At 45.7% G+C, this 20886-nt stretch carries 16 protein-coding genes; all 16 read left to right on the forward strand.

The window, feature by feature from the left end; genetic code table 11:
- Window positions 1–204: 204 nt before the first annotated feature.
- Window positions 205–1509 (forward strand): substrate-binding domain-containing protein, encoded by a 1305-nt coding sequence (locus B5G00_RS07215; protein ID WP_087270708.1) that lies wholly within the window; start codon window positions 205–207, stop codon window positions 1507–1509.
- A gap of 131 nt (window positions 1510–1640) precedes the next feature.
- Window positions 1641–3149, forward strand: a complete 1509-nt coding sequence (locus B5G00_RS07220) for a sugar ABC transporter ATP-binding protein (RefSeq protein ID WP_087270711.1) — start codon at window positions 1641–1643, stop codon at window positions 3147–3149.
- Window positions 3150–3199: 50 nt separating this feature from the next.
- Window positions 3200–4849 (forward strand): galactose/methyl galactoside ABC transporter permease MglC, encoded by a 1650-nt coding sequence (locus tag B5G00_RS07225; RefSeq protein ID WP_087270715.1) that lies wholly within the window; start codon window positions 3200–3202, stop codon window positions 4847–4849.
- A 164-nt stretch (window positions 4850–5013) separates the two neighbouring features.
- A complete protein-coding gene (locus tag B5G00_RS07230; RefSeq protein ID WP_087270718.1) occupies window positions 5014–6624 on the forward strand; it encodes a response regulator in 1611 nt (536 codons plus the stop codon).
- Window positions 6605–8482 carry a cache domain-containing sensor histidine kinase gene (locus B5G00_RS07235; protein WP_242971312.1) on the forward strand — a complete coding sequence of 626 codons (1878 nt, stop codon included), beginning with the start codon at window positions 6605–6607 and terminating at the stop codon, window positions 8480–8482. Before B5G00_RS07230 ends, B5G00_RS07235 begins: the two co-directional genes overlap by 20 nt.
- Entirely contained in the window at window positions 8469–9443 is a 975-nt protein-coding gene (locus B5G00_RS07240; RefSeq protein WP_087270993.1) for a substrate-binding domain-containing protein, read from the forward strand. The genes B5G00_RS07235 and B5G00_RS07240 overlap by 14 nt, the downstream gene beginning before the upstream one ends.
- A gap of 13 nt (window positions 9444–9456) precedes the next feature.
- Entirely contained in the window at window positions 9457–10494 is a 1038-nt protein-coding gene (locus B5G00_RS07245; RefSeq protein ID WP_087270720.1) for a galactose ABC transporter substrate-binding protein, read from the forward strand.
- 96 nt (window positions 10495–10590) lie between these two features.
- Window positions 10591–11364 (forward strand): sulfite exporter TauE/SafE family protein, encoded by a 774-nt coding sequence (locus tag B5G00_RS07250; protein ID WP_087270723.1) that lies wholly within the window; start codon window positions 10591–10593, stop codon window positions 11362–11364.
- Between the two features lie 107 nt (window positions 11365–11471).
- Entirely contained in the window at window positions 11472–13274 is a 1803-nt protein-coding gene (locus tag B5G00_RS07255; RefSeq protein WP_162613495.1) for a sensor histidine kinase, read from the forward strand.
- Complete coding sequence (locus tag B5G00_RS07260) at window positions 13252–14043, forward strand: response regulator (protein WP_087270728.1); 792 nt, start codon at window positions 13252–13254, stop codon at window positions 14041–14043. Before B5G00_RS07255 ends, B5G00_RS07260 begins: the two co-directional genes overlap by 23 nt.
- Window positions 14044–14494: 451 nt before the next feature.
- Complete coding sequence (locus tag B5G00_RS19935; RefSeq protein WP_087270731.1) at window positions 14495–15706, forward strand: response regulator transcription factor; 1212 nt, start codon at window positions 14495–14497, stop codon at window positions 15704–15706.
- A gap of 346 nt (window positions 15707–16052) precedes the next feature.
- Window positions 16053–16379, forward strand: coding sequence for a PqqD family protein (locus B5G00_RS07275; RefSeq protein ID WP_087270737.1), 327 nt, complete (start codon window positions 16053–16055; stop codon window positions 16377–16379).
- On the forward strand, window positions 16376–17434 hold the full coding sequence (locus tag B5G00_RS07280) for a radical SAM protein (RefSeq protein ID WP_087270740.1): 1059 nt from the start codon (window positions 16376–16378) through the stop codon (window positions 17432–17434). Before B5G00_RS07275 ends, B5G00_RS07280 begins: the two co-directional genes overlap by 4 nt.
- 1 nt (window position 17435) lies before the next feature.
- Window positions 17436–17843: a hypothetical protein gene (locus B5G00_RS07285; protein ID WP_087270743.1), complete on the forward strand. Its 408-nt coding sequence runs from the start codon at window positions 17436–17438 to the stop codon at window positions 17841–17843.
- 4 nt (window positions 17844–17847) lie between these two features.
- On the forward strand, window positions 17848–18621 hold the full coding sequence (locus B5G00_RS07290) for a hypothetical protein (RefSeq protein WP_087270746.1): 774 nt from the start codon (window positions 17848–17850) through the stop codon (window positions 18619–18621).
- A 489-nt stretch (window positions 18622–19110) separates the two neighbouring features.
- A complete protein-coding gene (locus B5G00_RS07295) occupies window positions 19111–20871 on the forward strand; it encodes an ABC transporter ATP-binding protein (protein ID WP_087271000.1) in 1761 nt (586 codons plus the stop codon).
- Window positions 20872–20886: the final 15 nt, after the last annotated feature.

The following is a 20886-nucleotide window of genomic DNA, read 5'->3' on the forward strand; positions in this document are numbered from 1 at the left end:
GCAGACTGTAAGCTATAAATTACAGTCTGTACTTCCTTTTTGCATTAAATATAGAAAAAGATTTAGTGAAAATGCAGTAAAGAATCTTAAAAATTTCAATGTACACAGAAAAATATTCTATGTTTTCTTTCTGGGATTTTCCTTATACTGGCAATATAAACAAAGGGCACACATAAAGTGTGAAACGGAAGGGAGAAAACGCATATGAAAAAAAGAATCGTTGTACTGACAATGGCAGTTCTGTTCGGGCTTTCAGCAGTAGCCTGCGGCTCTGAAGGAGGCTCCTCATCAGGGGGAACAGACACATCTGCAGAATCCAGCAGCTCCGGTTCCTCAGATTCCGGAACTGTAGCAAACAAAGACAAACCACTGGTATGGTTTAACCGTCAGCCATCTAACAGCTCTACAGGAGAACTGGACATGGCTGCGCTGAGCTTCAATGAGGATACATATTATGTAGGATTTGATGCAAACCAGGGTGCTGAACTTCAGGGAACCATGGTTAAAGATTATATTGAAGCAAATATTGATACCATTGACCGCAATGGTGACGGTGTGATCGGATACGTTCTGGCTATCGGTGATATCGGACATAACGACTCAATCGCCCGTACAAGAGGCGTTCGTAAAGCTCTGGGAACAGGAGTTGAAAAAGACGGAAGCATCGACAGTGAGCCTATCGGAACAAATACAGACGGTTCAGCTTCTGCTGTACAGGACGGCAGCCTTGAGGTTAACGGAAAAACTTATACAGTCCGTGAGCTGGCTTCTCAGGAAATGAAGAACTCTGCAGGAGCTACATGGGATGCTGCTACAGCAGGTAATGCTATCGGAACCTGGTCCTCTTCTTTCGGTGATCAGATTGACGTAGTAGTATCTAACAATGATGGTATGGGAATGTCCATGTTCAATGCCTGGTCAAAAGACAATGATGTACCTACTTTCGGATATGATGCAAACAACGATGCAGTGGCAGCCATCGCTGAAGGCTATGGCGGAACGATCAGCCAGCATGCAGATGTACAGGCTTACCTGACACTTCGTGTTCTGAGAAACGCTCTTGACGGCGTAGATGTAGACACAGGTATCGGAACAGCAGACGAGGCTGGAAATGTTCTTTCTGACGATGTATATGTATATAACGAAGAAGAACGTTCCTACTATGCATTAAACGTTGCAGTTACAGCTGAAAACTATCAGGACTTTACAGACTCTACAAAGGTTTATGAGCCTGTATCCAATCAGTTAGATGAAAGTTCACATCCAACTAAGAAGGTATGGCTGGACATCTACAACGCATCTGATAACTTCCTGAGCTCCACTTATCAGCCTCTGCTTCAGAACTATGATGATCTGATGAATCTGGACATTGACTATATCGGCGGTGACGGACAGACAGAATCCAATATCACAAACCGTCTGGGAAATCCAGGCCAGTATGATGCATTTGCTATCAACATGGTTAAGACAGATAACGCAGCTTCCTATACAGCTTTACTGAGTCAGTGATGATATAGGGTAAAGGGCTGGAGCTGCCGCAGAATACGGCTGCGGCAGCTCCGCTTCTTTTTACAGTGAAAGCCGGTTTCAAAGCAGAAGGGGGCTTTCATCGAAAAATATATAGTACAGGAGTAAAAAGAATGGCAGATAAGAAAGATGATATTGTCTTATCGATACGGGGGATGAGCAAATCCTTTGGCCGGAACCGGGTTCTGGACCACATCAATCTGAATGTGCGCCGGGGAACGGTTATGGGCCTTATGGGTGAGAACGGCGCCGGTAAGTCCACTATGATGAAGTGCCTTTTCGGTACTTATCAGAAGGACGAAGGTAATATTTACCTCGACGGTAAGGAAGTAAGTTTTTCCGGACCAAAAGACGCTCTTGAGAACGGAATTGCTATGGTTCATCAGGAGCTGAACCAGTGTCTGGAAAGAAATGTAGTAGATAATCTGTTTCTGGGCCGCTACCCGGTGAATTCTCTGGGAATCGTGGACGAGGGCAGAATGAAAAAAGAGGCCTCTGAGCTTTTCAGAAAACTGGGTATGACAGTAAACCTTACTCAGCCAATGAGGAATATGTCTGTATCTCAGAGGCAGATGTGTGAGATTGCCAAGGCGATCTCCTATAACTCCAAGGTTATTGTTCTGGATGAGCCAACCTCTTCCCTTACTGTACAGGAAGTGGATAAGCTTTTTGAAATGATGCGGATGCTGAAAGAACAGGGAATCGCTCTTATTTATATCTCTCATAAAATGGACGAGATTTTCGAAATATGTGACGATATTTCCGTACTCCGTGACGGTAATCTGGTTATGACCAAGAGAGCAGAAGACACCAATATGAACGAACTGATCGCTGCCATGGTTGGCCGTTCCCTGGAGAACCGGTTCCCGCCTGTGGACAATCAGCCAAAGGATGTGATCCTTTCTGTCCAGCATTTGTCTACAAAGTTCGAACCTCATCTCCAGGATATTACCTTTGATGTGCGGGAAGGTGAAATTTTCGGACTTTATGGTCTGGTGGGAGCCGGACGTACTGAGCTTTTGGAGACCATCTTCGGTGTCCGGACAAGGGCAGCAGGCCGGGTATACTTTAACAATAAGCTGATGAATTTCGGCAGTGCCAAGGAAGCAATGGATCATGGATTTGCCATGATCACAGAGGAGCGTAAGGCCAACGGACTTTTCCTGAAAGGGGATCTTACCTTCAACACCACCATTGCAAACCTGAACCACTATAAATCTGGTATTGCCCTTTCTGATTCCAAAATGGTAAAGGCAACAGCCAATGAGATCAAGGTTATGCATACCAAATGTATGGGACCGGAGGATATGATCACCAGTCTTTCCGGCGGAAACCAGCAGAAGGTAATCTTCGGAAAATGGCTGGAGCGCCAGCCTCAGGTATTTATGATGGATGAGCCTACCAGAGGTATTGACGTAGGCGCTAAATACGAGATTTATGAGCTGATCATTAAGATGGCCAAAGCGGGAAAGACCATTATCGTGGTTTCCTCAGAGATGCCGGAGATCCTGGGCATTACCAATCGTATCGGCGTTATGTCAAACGGACATCTTTCCGGTATTGTAAATACCAAGGAGACAAATCAGGAAGAGCTTTTAAGGCTCAGTGCAAAATACCTGTAATATCAGGTACCAAAATACCTATGCATGAAATATGAGGGAGATTGAAAGATATGGCTAATGACAGGATTCTGACGGCTGAACAGGAAATGAAGCTGCGTCAGCCCATTGATGATTATATTGGTAAGATTCAGGCGCAGATCGACGGCCTGAGAAAAGATGGAACCGATCAGGTAGTAGCTATCCAGAATACCATAGACGGGGTGAAGAGAGACCGCAGCCTTACAAAAGGAGAAAGGGAGGACCGTCTGGGAGAACTTCGCAGGCAGCTGGAAAAGGCAAAAGCTGTAGAAGCCAAGAATAAAGACGAGGTTTCAAAACTGATCGACCAGGGCGTAAGCTATCTGAAAGAACATTTTGATAAAGAATATTATCAGCCGGTAAAAGAAAGCTGCGCACAGGAAAAAGTAAAAGCAAAAGAAAAATATGATAAGAAGATCGCAGATCTGGCGAAAGAACACCAGGAAATCGTCTCAAAACTTTCTGCTCATCAGGAAATTAAGGACGAGAACTATGTATACAAAAACCGCCGGTTCGATGCGAAGATGGAGCTGGAAAAGGATTACCAGGCGATTAAGGACAGAAGACATGCCGCCTATACCCATAAGTATCACCTGATCGATATGCTCCGTATGTCAAAGTTTACATTTATAGAGGCAAGAGCTCAGAAGTGGGAGAACTATAAATACACCTTTAACCGCAGGCAGTTCCTCCTCAGAAATGGTCTGTATATCGCCATTATCCTGGTGTTTATCATGCTGTGTATCATCACTCCTATGGTAAAAGGCTCACCGCTGCTGACTTACAACAATGTACTGAACATCCTCCAGCAGGCATCTCCGAGAATGTTCCTGGCTCTGGGTGTTGCAGGACTGATCCTCCTGGCCGGTACAGACCTGTCTATCGGACGTATGGTTGGTATGGGTATGACCACTGCCACCATTATTATGCATCAGGGTATAAATACTGGCGGTGTCTTCGGACATATCTTTGACTTTACAGGACTGCCTATCGTAGTGAGAATGATCTTTGCACTGGTTATGTGTATCCTTCTGTGTACGATCTTTACTACCATCGCAGGATTCTTTACTGCAAAGTTCAAGATGCACCCATTTATTTCCACTATGGCAAACATGCTGATGATCTTCGGTATTGTTACATATGCTACAAAGGGTGTATCCTTTGGCGCTATTGAACCAACCATTCCAAATATGGTAATCCCTAAGATTAACGGATTCCCAACAATCATTCTTTGGGCAGTAGCAGCTATCGCTATTGTATGGTTTATCTGGAATAAAACTACTTTCGGTAAAAACCTGTATGCAGTAGGCGGAAATCCAGAAGCAGCTTCTGTTTCCGGTATTTCTGTATTTGCAGTAACTGTAGGCGCATTCATTCTGGCAGGTATTCTTTACGGATTCGGCTCCTGGCTGGAATGTATCCGTATGGTAGGTTCCGGTTCTGCAGCATATGGACAGGGCTGGGAAACAGACGCCATTGCAGCCTGCGTAGTAGGCGGCGTATCCTTTACCGGTGGTATCGGTAAGATTTCAGGTGTGGTAGTCGGTGTACTTATTTTCACTGCCCTGACCTACTCCCTGACAATCCTGGGTATTGATACAAACCTTCAGTTCGTATTCTCAGGTATCATCATACTCGTGGCAGTAACCCTTGACTGTCTGAAATACGTTCAGAAAAAGTAATTATATTCCTGCTTAAAGAGGCTGGCGCATGGCCCCCCAAAGAGGGTTATGTGCCGGCTTCTTTGTGATAAAAGCTTTAACATGCAGGAGTATTACTGACATTTTTCAGAATTTTTGCTATAATACAAAAACAATTAGGAAATATACGGATTTGGAGAAAAAACATGGATATATATACAGTTCTTCTGGTAGACGACGAAGAAGAGGTAATACAGGTCATTATGAAAAAAATTAACTGGGAAGGCCTGGGCTTTTCGGTAATCGGCTATGCCAACAATGGAGTAAAGGCTCTGGAAATGGTGGAAGAATTTCAGCCGGATGTGGTAATGACGGATATTAAGATGCCCTATATGGATGGTATGGAGCTGTCCAATCGGATTAAGACGGACTTTCCGGCTACAAAGATCCTGCTTTTTACCGGTTATGATGAATTTGAATATGCAAAAGAAGCAGTTCATCTGGAGATAGAGGAATACATTCTGAAACCGGTAAACTCTATTGAACTGACCAATGTGTTTACTCAGCTGAAGATAAAGCTGGACCAGGAAATCAGTGAGAAACGGAACGTGGCTACTTTGGAGAAACATTATATGGAGTCTCTTCCCCTTCTCCAGGCAGACTTTTATTCTGCTTTGATTGAAGGAAGACTCAGCAGGAAGGAGGCAGGAAAATACCTTTCCGATTACAGGATTTCATTTGAAGGCCCCTGGCACTGCTGCCTTGTGGTTCATACATCTTCTACTCAGGTTCCTGAAAATATGCACCCCAGGCTTCTGGCCACTTCTGTACAGAAACAGGCCCAGGAGAAACTGGGAGAAAGGTGGCGGACAAAAAGTTTTTCCTATTTGGGTAATACGGTTATGCTCTGTCAGCTTGAGAATGAAAATGAGATTTCTGAACTGACAGATGAATGTGACCGGTTCTGCCGGTATGCCAACAGGATCATCGGCGCTGTAGTCACCATAGGTATAGGACAGGTCTGTGCAGACATCCTGGAACTGGCTCAGTCCTACAGGGGAGCAAGAGAAGCGGTCTCCTACCGGGTGATCTACGGAGCCTCCAGAGCCATTAATATACGGGAGATAGCGCCTCAGGAACTGAGGCAGCCGGAGCGGGATAATGAAGGAGAGCTGTCAAATCTCTTTAAAATGATCCGGCTGGGGACGGAAGAAGAGGTACGGGCTGAAGCGGATAAGTATCTGTCCCGGATGTCCTTTCCTGAAAAGTCTCTGCAGCAGCATAATATTGAGGTTATGGAACTGGTAGGCGCTTTGTACAGATTTGCTGGAAATAACCATATCGGTGAGGAGCTTTTTTCGAAGGACACAAGAGAAATCTATACCCGCCTTCTGGATATGGAGCCTGAGGAACTGCGGAGGTGGCTGACAAACATCAGCCTCTATTTCAGAGAAAACCTGATTACCGCCAGGAGCCGGTCTACCCAGTCCTTTGTTTCAAAGGCAGAGGAGTATGTGAAAAATCATTATGGGGAAGAGGGACTTTCCCTGGACAGCATCTGCCAGGTCCTGGGAGTATCCAATTCTTATTTTTCTACTATATTTAAGAAGGAGACAGGAAAGTCCTTTACCGGCTACCTTACAGATTACCGCATGGAGCAGGCTGCCCGCCTGCTTATTGGAACCGATGAAAAAAGTTATATCATAGGGAAAAGTGTAGGGTATACGGATCCTAATTACTTCAGCTATGTTTTTAAGAGAAAGTTTGGGGTATCCCCCTCAAAATACAGGACGGAATATGGAGAAAGTAAAGAATAGATTTTTTGAATATTTGAATAAGCTAAAGCCCAGAGGGATACAGTCTATCCTTATGATTTCCTTTTCTGTGCTTTCTGTGGCAGTCATGCTGACCCTGGGAGTGGTGCTGTACATCCGGTTTTCCAATGTATCCAGAGATGAGATTGTGGAAACTACCAGGAAGCTGATGGAGCAGACGGGAGAGAACCTGGAGGACTATCTGGTAAGCATGCGGCAGATTTCAGACGCAGTTTACTATAACGTGGTGAAGGAAAGTGATTTTTCCGCTGAGCAGAACGAGATCCAGGAGGGAATGAACCTGCTTTACGAGGCTAACCGGGATAATCTGAGGAGCATTGCCATATATAACGACTATGGCAGCTTAATGGCAGCAGAGCCTGTGGCTTCTCAAAAAGAAGACCCTAATGTGACCCGTCAGAGCTGGTATCAGCAGGCAATGGAGGAGGTGGAAAATATGCATTTTTCCACCCCTCATATCCAGAATCTTTTTGATGATGGCACCAAGGGGTATTACTGGGTGATCTCTCTTAGCCGAATGGTAGAGATTACCGATGGAGGAGACTCCAGAGCGGGAGTTCTTCTGGTAGATATGGATTATTCCAGTATTTCCCGTATGATGGACCAGATAAATACAGAGAACAGCGGACAATATTTTTACCTCTGCGACAGCAACGGGGAAATCATCTATCATCCCAGGCAGATACAGATCAGTGACGGCATTTTTGATGAAAATAATCAGACTGCCGCCGGGTACAAGGAAGGGGTCTATGACGAAGTCTTTAACGGAGAACACAGGAAGGTACTGGTAAACAGCATAAGCTATACAGGCTGGAAACTGGTAGGAGTGATCCCCTATTCTACTTTCACTCACGGCATGGTAAATATCCGGTATTTTATTATGATGCTGATCCTGCTCATGGCCATGATGCTTGCCTTTGTAAACCGGCTGGTATCCGTCTGGATATCCAGTCCTATCCTGAAACTGAATGACTCGGTGAAGGATTATGAGGCAGGAGAGAAGCCAAAAATCTATATCGGAGGCTCTCAGGAAATCCGACACCTGGGCTACTCCATCCAAAGCTCTTATGAACAGATTGATGACCTGATGAAGAAGATTGTCCTGGAGCAGAATGAGAGAAGGAAAAGTGAACTGGATGCCCTTCAGAGTCAGATCAATCCTCACTTCCTGTATAATACCCTGGAGTCCATCACCTGGATGGTAGAGGGAGAAAGGAATGATGAGGCGGCCTTTATGATCTCCCAGCTTGCAAAGCTTTTCCGGATCAGCCTGTCCAAGGGCAGGACGGTGATCACCATTAAAGATGAGCTTCAGCATGCTCAGAGCTATATGAACATACAAAAGGTGAGGTATAAGAATTCTTTTGCAGTTGTTTTTGACGTGGATGAGGAAATCTATTCTTACTGTACAGTGAAGCTGGTCCTTCAGCCTATATTGGAAAATGCTATCAGCTATGGGGTAAGCGCTATGGATGAGGGTGGAGAGATCAGGATCACGGGACGAAGAGAAGAAGGGACTGTGATTCTGGCTGTAACAGATAATGGCATCGGGATGTCAGAGGAAGAAGTAAGATTTGTTCTTACAGACAGCACGAGAGTGCCAAAACACGGTTCCGGAGTGGGATTGGTGAACGTAAATAACCGAGTTCAGCTTCTTTTCGGAAAGGAGTATGGCCTGAAGGTGGAAAGCGAGCCTGATGAGGGAACGGTGGTATCCATTGTCATACCGGCAGTGCCCTATACGGAGGAAAATCGGAAGATTTTGGAAAAAGGTTATCTCTTCGGTAAGAATGTGATCAAAAAGATAGAAGATGCAGGTAAAGAAAATGAAAAACAGTAAAAAAGTGTTTATCCTCACAGAATCTGTTTTGGGAATACTGGTCATCATCCTGGCGGTAGTTATGCTTATGGGAAGAAATGGAAAGGAACTCCAGAAGGTTTCCGTGATCGTTGAAAATTCAGATGATAATCAGTGGGCAGCTTTTCGGTATGGACTTAGAATGGCGGCAGAAGACCAGGAGATGGAAATGTCTGTGGTAAGCACAGAAGGGACTATGACACTGGAAGAGCAGCAGGCACTGGCCCAGCAGGAAATAGATAATGGCGCTGATGGCATTATATTGCAGCCGGTTCCAGGAGAGGATACAGAGGAGATGCTGAAAAAGATTGAAAAGAAAGTGCCAGTGATGCTGGTGGAGTCTACGGCTTCCAGAGAGGCTCAGAAATCTTCTTTTCCGGTTACTCAGCCGGATAATTATGCCATGGGCAAAGCTTTGGGAGCGGAACTTCTGAAGGACTGCGGGGACAATCTGAAGGGCAAAACCCTGGGAATTATTTCGGAAACGATGGAAGCGCAGGCATCCCTTGACAGAGCGGCAGGATTTAAAGAAGCATTAAAAGACCAGGGAACTAAAGTAGGATGGACTGTAGAAGGAACTTCGGAAGAAGGGAGCACAGATTCTCTGGTGAATTTGCCCAAAGTAGATTTTGTTATCGCCCTGGATGATACCAGCCTGACTGCAGCGGGAGAATACTCGGCAGCCAATGACCTTCACGGAGCCATTGTGTATGGAATTGGGAACTCTACTGAAGCGGCATATTATCTGGATACAGGAGCTGCCCAGTGTCTTGTGGTTCCTGATGAGTTTAATGTAGGGTATCAGAGCCTTCAGGAGGTTTCTGAAAAGCTGGGACACTCTTTCAGAAAAATGGAGGACCGGGAGACTGACTATACAGTGATCCGCAGAGATACTCTCTTTACAAAGGAGAATCAGGAGATTCTTTTTACAATGAGCCAGTAGGAAGGGATAAAGAATGAAAAAGAGAAAAGTTTTAGCCGCAGTGCTGGTTTTTGGTATAAGCATACAGGTGCTGGCTTCCTGTACAGCAGAAGAACAGACGGGAATTGCCCGGGCCCAGGTAGGCGTGGCTTGTTATAATCAGAGCGATATATTTATCAGTGAGCTGCTGGACTGTTTTGAGGAGAAACTGAACCAGCTGGAGAAGGGCTCTTTCGAGGCTACAGTGACTGTGAGAGACGGTGCCGGCTCTCAGCGGATCCAAAACGATCAGGTAAAAGAGCTGGTAGATGCAGGCTGCAATGTGCTTTGTGTGAACCTGGTGGACCGGGCGGACCCATCGGAGATCATAGATATTGCCAGAGAAAATGATATACCCATTATCTTCTTTAACCGGGAGCCGGTGGCGGAAGACATGATGCAGTGGGACAAGCTCTATTATGTAGGGGCAGATGCAAAACAGTCCGGAGTGATGCAGGGTGAACTGGCAGCAGATGCCATAGAGACGGAGCCTCAGATTGACAGGAATAAAGACGGGAAGATTCAATATGTGGTACTGGAGGGAGAACCGGGACACCAGGACGCCATTATCCGGACGGAGAACGCAGTAGATACTTTAAGAGGAAAGGGTGTGGAGCTTGAAAAACTCAGCTATGGCATTGCCAACTGGAATCAGGCTCAGGCGGAAAACCGTATGCTCCAGATGATCGGACAGCATCAGAACCAGATTGAACTGGTACTGGCCAATAATGACGCCATGGCTCTGGGGGCTATTGACGCCTACAAAAAACTGAACCGGACAGAATCAGCCCTTCCCGTATTTTTCGGCATTGACGGCACGAAAGAAGGACTGGAGGCTATTAAAGAAAAAAAGATGGCCGGAACCGTGTATAACGACAAGGAAGGCCAGGCAGAGGCCATGGCAAAACTGACAGAAGCCCTTGTTTCCGGCAGCGGACTGTCAGATATAGAATTTGAAAATGAGAAATATATTTATCTTCCCTATTCCAAGGTTACCTTTGAAAATGTAGAGGACTATATAGAGAAAGAATAGTTTTCCTTGTACACTGAGGGTAAGGAACTTCAATATAAGTGTTCACCCGGCTGCCTGCTTTGTGGTATACTATTACTTATACTTATTGATAAAGGAATGAGAGCGTTGTTAGAAGTAATTGTATGTTTCATTGCAGGAATGGGAGCAGGTCTTGGAACGGGATTTGCGGGAATGAGCGCTGCAGCAGTAATCAGCCCTATGTTGATCACATTTCTTGGGATGCCGGCGTACCAGGCGGTGGGGATCGCTCTTGCCAGCGATGTGCTGGCCAGCGCTGCCAGCGCTTATACTTACGGAAAGAATAAAAATCTGGATATCCGCAACGGTCTGATCATGATGGCGGCTGTTCTGATAATGACCATGGCAGGAAGCTGGCTGGCAAGTCTTATGCCGGATAGCACGATGGGAAGCTTTTCTGTGATCATGACCTTTCTTCTGGGCGTCAAATTTATTGCCAGCCCTGTTATGACCACCAAGGAACTTATGAACGGAGTAAGCAGGAAAGTTCGGATGCTTCAGTCCGTTGTCTGCGGTATTGTGATCGGATTCATCTGCGGCTTTGTGGGTGCCGGCGGGGGAATGATGATGCTGCTGATCCTGACCTCTGTTCTGGGCTATGAGCTGAAAACAGCTGTAGGGACCAGCGTTTTTATTATGACTTTTACAGCCTTTACCGGAGCTGTCAGCCATTTTGCCATCGGAGGACTGCCGGATATAAGCTGTCTGGCCCTCTGCATTATTTTTACCCTGATCTGGGCAGAGATCGCAGCCCGGTTTGCCAATAAGGCGGCCCCCATAACTCTGAACCGAGTTACAGGAGTCGTCCTGGTAGTATTGGGACTGGTCATGATAGGGGTGAATTTGTTTTAGCTTTTTAGATAGGTTCTGGCTTCTTTTCTTTCATCTGTGTATATGCTAAAATATTACCTGTCATTATAGATTTAATGACCGGAAATGAAAGAACAGGAGAACCGTATATGGGGGAAAAGAAGTTTGCCGGGGCTATGGCGCTGGTTATGATTGTTTTTGCAGTGATTATGGAAATCTATTCCTATAAAGTTATTCCGGATATAGAAGTGGGCGTTTCCTCCTTTAATGATAACTGGACGATAAAAGAAGAAAACGGAGAAAGTGTGCAGGTGACGCTTCCGGTAAAACGTCAGGTGCCGGCGGGACAGGAACTGGTACTGGAAAACAGAATACCGGATAAATTTTATATGAATGGCGGAATTGTTTTCAGATCCAGACAGCAGGAAGTGGAAGTCTATATGGAGGAAGAGCTGCTCTATAAATACCCGGAGAAAGAATTGATAGGACAATCCCTTCCGGGAAATTGGAATTTTGTAATGCTTCCGAAAGATTGTGAGGGGAAAACACTGACAGTGAAGATCCGATCCCCATATCAGAAATTTTCCGGCCAGATAGGGGAGATTTATTATGGAAACTATAGTGAGCTGCTGGATTTTATTATAAAAAAGCAAACCCCGATATTCCGAATGGGGATTCTGATCGGAATTGCCGGAGCAGTCATAGAGGTTCTGGCAGTAGTTCTGCGAAAATACAGAATTTATTCTTATCAGGAACTGCTGGGCGGGCTGCTGATCCTGGCTTCGGTATGGCTGTGCGGCGAGTCTCAGATGCCTCTGGTGTTTCTGGGAGTAGAAGCGAAATACTATGTGACGATTATGGCGCTGCTGTTTTTGCTTATGTTTGTCTATGGATATCTTTATGTCAGATGGGGAAACATTCAGGGGAAAATCACAAGAAGACTGTTTTATTTCAGCGGTATAGCCGGAGCCGGAACCATGGGGCTGTCTGTGGCAGGTATCTGGGACCTTATGAGGATCATGCCCGGGATCCTGGTATTTGCAGGAGGAACTGCAGGATATGCTTTCTGGATACATCTCAGGGCTTTTCTGAAGAAAGAGGGAAGATACCTGGGATCGGAGACTGTCTGTGTGGGCCTGATCCTGGCAGCTGCGCTGGTGGAAATCTTGTTTTTTTATTCAAGATCTAACAATATAGCAGGGCCTTTTGTACGTTTGACCATGCTCTTATATGCTTTGAACCATTTTCGGATCGATCTGCTGGAGACTTATTACGGCTTGAGAGAAAGGGCGGAATTGGAGAAAAGGCTTCGCAGAAGCCAGGCAGAATTAATGACCAGTCAGATAAAGCCTCATTTTATTTATAATACTTTGAATTCGATCAGGGCTCTGGTACGGATCGATCCGGAAACCGCTTATAATACAATTTATGATTTTTCTACCTACCTCAGAGAAAATCTCAGATCTCTGGAGGATGTGGATGTGATCCCTTTTTCACAGGAACTGAAACATGTGAAGGCTTATGTGAATATCGAGAAGATCCGGTTTGAAGAACGAGTCCAGGTGGTGTTTGATATCCGGGAACAGAATTTCCAGGTGCCGCCTCTTTCTGTTCAGCCTTTGGTGGAAAATGCTGTTAAGCATGGAATATGTAAAAAAATCCAGGGCGGAACTGTCTGGATCCGCAGTTATAAGGAATCCGGAGATTATGTGATTGAGGTAGAGGATAACGGTATTGGATTTGACAGCAGCAATGTAGGTGAAAAGAACCGGCAGAACAAGTCTATGGGGCTGGAAAATATCTGCTTCCGGATACAGGAAATCTCAGGAGGCAGCATGGAGATTTTCAGCCGTCCGGGGGAAGGAACAAAAGTAGTACTGCGGGTTCCTGAAAAAAAGACTTCGTATTACGGAAAGGAAGAGGACGGACATGAAAATAATCATAGTAGATGACGAAAGACTGGGAGTAAGGCAGTTCCAGATGGAAGCGGAAAGCGTGATAGGAACGGAGATCGCAGGCGCCTTTACCAATCCGGAAGAGGCATTGGAATATGCCAGAGAAAATCCGGTGGAAGCAGCCTTTCTGGACATCGAAATGCCGGTTATGAATGGTCTGGTCCTGGCTCAGAAGCTCCGGGAGATCATTCCGGGGATCGTGATTATCTTTGTTACGGGATATGAACAGTATGCTATGGATGCTTTCCGCATCAAGGCGGACTTTTATCTGACAAAGCCCTATGACCGGAAAGATATAGCGGAAGCCATAGAGCGGGCCAGACTGCTGTCTGTCAGACTGAAGAAGCGGGTATATCTGCGTACCTTTGGAAAATTTGATATGTTTGTAGACGGACAGGTGGTGTTTTTTGCAAATAATAAGGCGAAGGAACTGCTGGCCCTCTGTGTGGACCGCCGGGGAGGAAGTCTGACCATCTGGGAAGCTGTAGACAAGCTTTGGGAAGGACGGGAATATGACGACCGGGTAAAAAACCTGTACAGAAAAGCCATCATGAATCTCCGGCAGACTTTTGCAGAGCATGGACTGGCGGACGTATTCAGCAACAACAGAGGGGAGTGCAGCATTGACTGCAGAAAGGTAGACTGTGATTATTACCGGCTGCTGGAAGGAGATGAAACTGCCAGGAGAGCCTGGATGCTGACAAAAGAATATATGGGAGAATATTCCTGGGCTGAGGAAACCCAGGCCGTTTTGCTGTCTTTATGATTTTCTGCGAAAATCCGTATAGGTACAGCCCTTTGATGGGGGCAGGCTATAGTTTATATCTGCTCTGCCCTTTGTATAAAGGGTGCAATTAATTACATTTCATCACATCCCAAGATGTCTTAAAGATCTGTCCGAGTCGGACATTTTTCAATGATTAAAAATAGAAACATACTTTTTACAGATAAAAAGTAACACTTCGGTAACACCGGGCAGAGTATACTTAAATGTCGTATATAAAAATCCTATAGCGACAAAAACAGAATACGAAAAGAAAAATCCGGAATCTGTAAAAAAGCGGCATATTTGCACGAAGGATTGTTTCGAATGCCCCAAAGGAGTCTGCAGACCAGGCAGAAAGGAGCATGGGCTACACCGTTTTCCTAACATTGAAAATATACGAATATTCGTATACAATGAAGGTGAAAATATCTGAAATAAAGGCGGTGTGAACATGAAAGATTATCTTTCTCTTAGGGAGGCGGCCCAAAAGTGGGGGGTGTCCGAAAGGAGAATTAACCAATATTGTACAGAAGGCCGAATAGCCGGTGCACAGCGGATCGGGAAAGCCTGGGCAATTCCTTCTAATGCACAAAAGCCCGGCGATCCCAGACGAATGCGTCAGCAGGGAAAAATTCCTCCGCTGCAGACATCTGCCGGCGGCCGGCTGAATCACGCAAACCTTATGCCCTTGATGAATACGGCATTTGTACCGGGAAACTGCCAGGCTGCGGCCCTGGCTATGACCCCGGGACCCCGGAGGGATATCGCTCTGGCAGAGTATCATTATTTCAGCGGACAGCCGGAGGCTGCAGCAAAAGAGGCTGAAGCGTATCTTACCAGCCCTGATATCGGGGCGAAACTTTCTGCCTGTCTGATCTATGCCTATGCCAACTTGTCTCTGGGACGTATTCCCCGGGCAAGATTTGCCCTTGATGAGCTGAATGCCGCCCTTGCTTCTGCTGGAAAGGAATCCCCAGAGTTCCGGGCTGCAGCGGCCTTTGTTGCATCGGCGGGGGCGGTACTTTTGCATCTGCCGATGCCGGATAAACTGCCGGAGATTGAAAGCTTTCTGCCTCTGCTTCCGCCGGGACTGCGGGCCTTTGCTTTGTATGTACAGGCCCACTATCTCTATTTGAAAAAGGAATACAGCAAAAGCGCCGGGACGGTAGAGGCGACACTTGCTATGGGCGCCTCGGCTTATCCCATTCCTGCTATTTACCTGCACCTGGTTGCAGTTATGGACTATATGAGTCTGAAGCAGTCCGAACAGGCGCAAGGGCATCTTCTGACGGCATGGGAAATGGCCCGGCCGGATGATCTCATTGAGGGCTTTGGAGAACACCATGGGCTTTTAGGCGCAATGCTGGAAGCGGTTATAAAACCCAAATGGCCAGAAGATTTCAAAAGAATTATCGACATTACTTACCGTTTTTCTTCCGGATGGCGTAGAGTTCATAACCCTATAACCGGCCATGATGTAGCCGATGATCTGACCACAACGGAGTTTGCGATTGCCATGCTTGCAGCCCGTAACTGGACAACCCAGGAGATCGCAGAACACCTGAATATCTCCGTAAACACGGTAAAAAGCCATATCTCCGAGGCCATGCGGAAACTGAATGTAAGGAACCGGAAAAGCCTGAAACAATATATGTTAGAGTAAGAAAAATATCTGAAAAGCCTTTGGCTATCACCCATTTCGACGGGGAGAATGGGTGATGGTTTTTCCAGGATTTTCCCTGTATAATAAAAAAAGCTGCATTGTGGATACTGATAGAAAACAGTTGCCCGGAGGCCAGGTATTCTGTGATGGAAGAACGACGCTCTTTTATGAAAAAGGAAAAGAAACCATGATTGTGGAACCTTTGGTATGGAGGCTGTCACACAGAACTATCGGAGAACCCGGAATACTGGAAAAGACAGAAATTTGCACTAAGGATCGCCTTGAACGCTTTCCTGAGAGCTGAATTCAGGCAGGAAAGCAGGCGGATATAACAGGGAGTGATGGGATGAAATTAAAAGATGGACTGATACTCAGGGAAGTGGCTGGTCAGTATGTGATCGTACCGACAGGGAAACGGGTCAAGGATGTGACCAATATTGTATATATATCTTCCTCAGCAGCCTATTTGTGGGATTATATGAAAGACCATGAGTTTGAGAAAGAAGACTTAGTGAAAAGAATCCTGGAGCATTATTCGGGAGTGACAGAGGAGAAGGCAGATGCCGATATTGACAAATTTCTTAATACCTTGTCAATAAATAATATTTTAGATGACGGCACTGTGAGAGGAAGGGTTTCGGTGAAAATAGACAAGAAGAAGGATACCTTATGAGTTATGACTTTGAGCCTGCCTGCAGAAGAATGGAATGGCTGGATCCCTTTTATAAAGCAGTATGGGAGAAAGCCTTTGCAGAGGCAATACCTATTTCCGGAACTTTTGAGCTGACCCCAAGATGCAATTTTAACTGCCGAATGTGCTATGTACATTTAAAACCGGAGCAGATTCCTAAATATGGAAAAGAATTGACGGCAAAAGAATGGATCAACATAGCCCGGGCAGCAAAAGAGGCAGGAACAACCTGGCTGTGTGTCACTGGAGGGGAGCCTTTTATGCATCCGGAGTTTGAGATTATCTGGAAAGAATTGTCTCAAATGGGGTTTTTCATTACCTTACAGACCAATGCTTCCATGATCAAGGGAAAGGCAGAGAAACTTTTGGAAGAGTTCCCTCCCAGAGCAGTTAAAATAACCCTTTATGGATCAAGTGATGAGGTCTATAAAGAGGTATGCCGGGTGGAAGAAGGATTCACGAAGGTGGATCATGGAATCCAGGTTTTGAAAGAGATGAAAATTCCCATAGAGCTGGTAAGTACCATTATTAGCCAGAATCAGGAAGACGTAAAGAAGATGGCACTTTATGCTTATCAGAATCGTATGCACTGGTTTCCAACTTCGGGGGTAAAAGCTTCCGTCAGAAATGAAGAAGGAGAGATTAATAAGGTGAGGCTTTCCATAAAAAATGAGGCTGTATGGAAACAGCAGATGCGGTCTCGACTGGAAAACAATCCTGTTAATATAGAAAGAAAACCATGTACCTATTGTAAAGATTACAGATTAGGCTACTGGATCACATGGAACGGGCAGATGAGATTCTGCAGTTTCATGGACAAGCCGGACATTCCTGTTCTAAAAAAAGGATTTCAGGAATCATGGCAGGAACTGATAGAATATGAAGAATCTCTAAGATGGCCCCAGGAATGCTATACATGCGAGGCAAATAAGATATGTTTCAAATGTGCAGGGGCATTGAATGCCGAATGTGGAGGACCTGAGACGGTGACAGAGGCATTTTGTGAGAGATATAAGAAGTTTATGGAGGAAATATAATATGGAAGGATATGTAGTAATAGAAGCAAAAGTTGCAAATGGAGGAATTAGCACATTGTCAACATCCGGGTCAGCATGGGGAGATGAAGAAGAGGGACAACAGCCAAATACTTATTGGCTATATTGGAACTTTACTACAAATCCAGATGGAAGTTATAGTAGTGGTGGATATACAGGGATTGGCTGGTACTGGGATGATTCAAATAACTATTTGTCTACAGGATGGTCTAATTATAGTGGAAGAGGGAACTATTCCGCGGACTTTACGGGCTTTACTGAATGGCTGGTGGCAACAATGCCTACAAATTTAAATGATATTTTAGGTGCATGGCCCTCGTCAACAAAGCAAGCTTTTATTGATATTTATTATGGAATCCTGAGAGCACAAGGCTGCTTACAACTGTATTAGAGATATGCATTATTCTATTGCAAAATTAGACATAAGTATAGATCCTTTTTTAATAGACAAAGGCTGGAGTAAGTTTATTACGTATGAGAGCAGTGATGTAGTACAAATTAAACACATGCTTGGTAGAGAGGTGTATAACATTAATGAATATTACTTAGAAAAGGATTTAAATAGGTGTTACCGTTATGAAAATGATATACTTTTGGTGAATAATGATTGGAGCAAGACTTTTGTCTTTGAACTAAAAAATAAAAGTAGTTTTAACGTTTTTACTAACTTAATTTTCTACACCCATGCCGTTCAACGCCATATGATTCAAATCCACAGCTCTATGATAGACTATCGTGGTAAGGGCCTGCTTTTCCTCGGCCCATCGGGCATTGGCAAGACAACTATGGCGGAACTTTGGAATCAATACAGAGATGCTTTAATCATTAATGGTGACATGAACTTTGTTCAGGATACCGGTGATGAATTTATCGGCTGGGGGACTCCTTGGCATGGCTCATCGCCCTATTGCGAGAATACCAGTGTGCCTATACAGTCCCTAATCATTTTGAAGCAGGCTTCGGAGAATTATATACGGGAATTGTCGGGATTTGAAAAGGTACAGCTTGTATCCAATAACATTATTTATCCAACCTGGCTGGAAAATGGCATGGAACTTTGTCTGGAAACTTTGGATCACCTGCTTACAAAGCTTCCAGTCTACGAACTCTCCTGCCGCCCGGATGAGGATGCGGTGAAGCTCACCGAAGAGACCATCTTCGGCAAATAAACAATGTATATATTATGTACGTTATATACGACGTATACATACCAAAACACATTACAAACCTTGAAAATTTAGTACCCTAAACTAAGCCGGAAAAGTACAACCAGGAATCGCCGTAGGCTTTCCCATAACCTGTGCCTCAGAGCTGCTCCATGAAGTGCAGAATAGGAATATTTGTCCATTTTATGGGCATTTGTCGAGCATGACTTTGAGACTACAGGCTCAAAGCAGCGCAGACTGACCATGAAAATGGACAAATATTCCCGATTTCACTTATACCGGGCAGCTCTGTACATAGTCTACAAAAGCCTGCAGCGATTCCTGCCACACACTTACTTATCGTTTTGGGCGTCAAAATTTTCAACAGAATCTCATTCCTGTATTCGGGGGAAATGCAGAATATGGGAATGGGATTTTTATGTCTGCGGGACGAAAGATCCGGCGGATAAGTACAGGCAGAAAGCCTGCTGTATCCAGATAAGGGGAGTATCTATGAGCGGCGTAAAACATATCATTCAGCGGATCCGGGAGGGCAGGCTGAAGCAGCTGATAGGTGAACTGCTGTGGATGTATGCCTATGTCCGGCGCTATTGGTTTTTGATAGGAGTTTACATACTTCTGGGAGCTTCAGGCTCTGTTCTGTCTCTGGGGACTTCTGTGGTGAGCAGAGACCTGGTAGACGCTGTCACAGGAGTAAATTCTATGGAGATTGTCCGGGTGGCAGCTACCTATGTGGGAGTAGGGGTTTCCCAGATTTTTATTAATGCGGTAAAGTCCAGGATGTCTCTGAAGGTGCGTCTGAAGGTGACCAATGAGATCCGGGCGGATATTTATGAACAGGTACTCCGGACCAACTGGGAGTCGCTGGCCAAATACCGGTCGGGAGACCTGCTATACCGGGTAAATGGAGATGCAGGAATGGTGGCCAATACCATTCTTTCTTTTCTTCCTAACGTGGTGACCACACTGATCAGTTTTGGAGGTGCTTTTGTTATTGTGATCCAACATGATCCGGTGATGGCAGTGATTGCCCTTCTGGGAGCCCCCATATCTTTTATTACTTCAAGATATTCGGCAAAGCGTATGCGGCAGTTTCAGAGAGACAATCAGAATGTAGCCAGCGACCGGACGGTTTTTGATCAGGAGACTTTTCAGAATCTGCAGTTTATCAAGGCATTTGGCATGCTGGACAGGGTAACGGAGAAATTCCACAAGATTCAGCAGGAGTCTGTGGATATTGCTCTGCGGCAGAATAAATTTCAGCAGTATATGACCATTATTACCTCCCTGGTGGGCCAGGCTGTGGGATATGCCTGCTATGGATTTGCAGCTTTTCGCCTGTGGCAGGGGGAGATCAGCTACGGCACTATGACCATGTTTGTGTCTATGGCCGGGTCTTTAAGGGGATCTTTCAGCGGGATCCTGAATATGGCTCCAATGGTGATCCGGGCAGGAATCAGCGCAGAGCGGATCATGGAGATCACCAGCCTTCCCCGGGATTCCATGGAGGATAAAGAAGAGGCTGAGGAGATCAAGGCCAGGGCAAAGGAAGAGGGCGTCTTTGTACATATGGAAGACGTGGACTTTGCCTATGAAGAAGAGAAATGGATTTACCGGGAGGGGAATTTCCGGGCAGAGCCGGGAGAAATCGTGGCGCTTATCGGCCCTTCGGGCCAGGGAAAAACTACAACTTTAAATTTGATCCTGGGTCTTTATCATCCCCAGAAGGGACGGATCCAGGTGGGGAATCCGGATGGTCAGGTCCTTCGGGCTTCTTCTTCTACCAGATGTCTGTTCAGCTATATTCCTCAGGGAAATACCATGTTCTCCGGAACCATCGCAGAGAACATGCGGATGGTGAAGCCGGAAGCCACAGACCAGGAGATCCGGGAGGCGCTGGAGGCTGCCTGCGCCTGGGAGTTTGTGGAGAAGCTGGATGGCGGCATGGATACCGAGGTCCGGGAGCGGGGCACCAGGTTTTCGGAAGGCCAGAAACAGCGGCTTTCCATTGCCAGAGCTCTTCTGGCAGATGCACCGGTGATGATCCTGGACGAGGCTACCAGTGCCCTGGATGTGGCTACGGAGCGAAGGGTTCTCAGGAGGATCATTAAGAAGGAGCCTCACCGGACGGTGATCGTAGCCGCCCACAGGCCCAGCGTATTCTCTATGTGCAGCCGGGTTTATAAGGTAGGAGAAGGAAAAGTACGGGAAGTAGACGAAGAGGAGATTCAGGAGTTCCTGAATGAGTTTTGAGAATAAAGGAAGGAA

This window comes from Blautia sp. An46 (assembly GCF_002161645.1).
Taxonomy (GTDB): domain Bacteria; phylum Bacillota; class Clostridia; order Lachnospirales; family Lachnospiraceae; genus Blautia; species Blautia ornithocaccae.

Coding starts and splice junctions, on each gene's coding strand:
- B5G00_RS07215 (WP_087270708.1), top strand. CDS start 205: ATGAAAAAAAGAATCGTTGTACTGACAATGGCAGTTCTGTTCGGGCTT.
- B5G00_RS07220 (WP_087270711.1), top strand. CDS start 1,641: ATGGCAGATAAGAAAGATGATATTGTCTTATCGATACGGGGGATGAGC.
- B5G00_RS07225 (WP_087270715.1), top strand. CDS start 3,200: ATGGCTAATGACAGGATTCTGACGGCTGAACAGGAAATGAAGCTGCGT.
- B5G00_RS07230 (WP_087270718.1), top strand. CDS start 5,014: ATGGATATATATACAGTTCTTCTGGTAGACGACGAAGAAGAGGTAATA.
- B5G00_RS07235 (WP_242971312.1), top strand. CDS start 6,605: ATGGAGAAAGTAAAGAATAGATTTTTTGAATATTTGAATAAGCTAAAG.
- B5G00_RS07240 (WP_087270993.1), top strand. CDS start 8,469: ATGAAAAACAGTAAAAAAGTGTTTATCCTCACAGAATCTGTTTTGGGA.
- B5G00_RS07245 (WP_087270720.1), top strand. CDS start 9,457: ATGAAAAAGAGAAAAGTTTTAGCCGCAGTGCTGGTTTTTGGTATAAGC.
- B5G00_RS07250 (WP_087270723.1), top strand. CDS start 10,591: ATGAGAGCGTTGTTAGAAGTAATTGTATGTTTCATTGCAGGAATGGGA.
- B5G00_RS07255 (WP_162613495.1), top strand. CDS start 11,472: ATGGGGGAAAAGAAGTTTGCCGGGGCTATGGCGCTGGTTATGATTGTT.
- B5G00_RS07260 (WP_087270728.1), top strand. CDS start 13,252: ATGAAAATAATCATAGTAGATGACGAAAGACTGGGAGTAAGGCAGTTC.
- B5G00_RS19935 (WP_087270731.1), top strand. CDS start 14,495: ATGAAAGATTATCTTTCTCTTAGGGAGGCGGCCCAAAAGTGGGGGGTG.
- B5G00_RS07275 (WP_087270737.1), top strand. CDS start 16,053: ATGAAATTAAAAGATGGACTGATACTCAGGGAAGTGGCTGGTCAGTAT.
- B5G00_RS07280 (WP_087270740.1), top strand. CDS start 16,376: ATGAGTTATGACTTTGAGCCTGCCTGCAGAAGAATGGAATGGCTGGAT.
- B5G00_RS07285 (WP_087270743.1), top strand. CDS start 17,436: ATGGAAGGATATGTAGTAATAGAAGCAAAAGTTGCAAATGGAGGAATT.
- B5G00_RS07290 (WP_087270746.1), top strand. CDS start 17,848: ATGCATTATTCTATTGCAAAATTAGACATAAGTATAGATCCTTTTTTA.
- B5G00_RS07295 (WP_087271000.1), top strand. CDS start 19,111: ATGAGCGGCGTAAAACATATCATTCAGCGGATCCGGGAGGGCAGGCTG.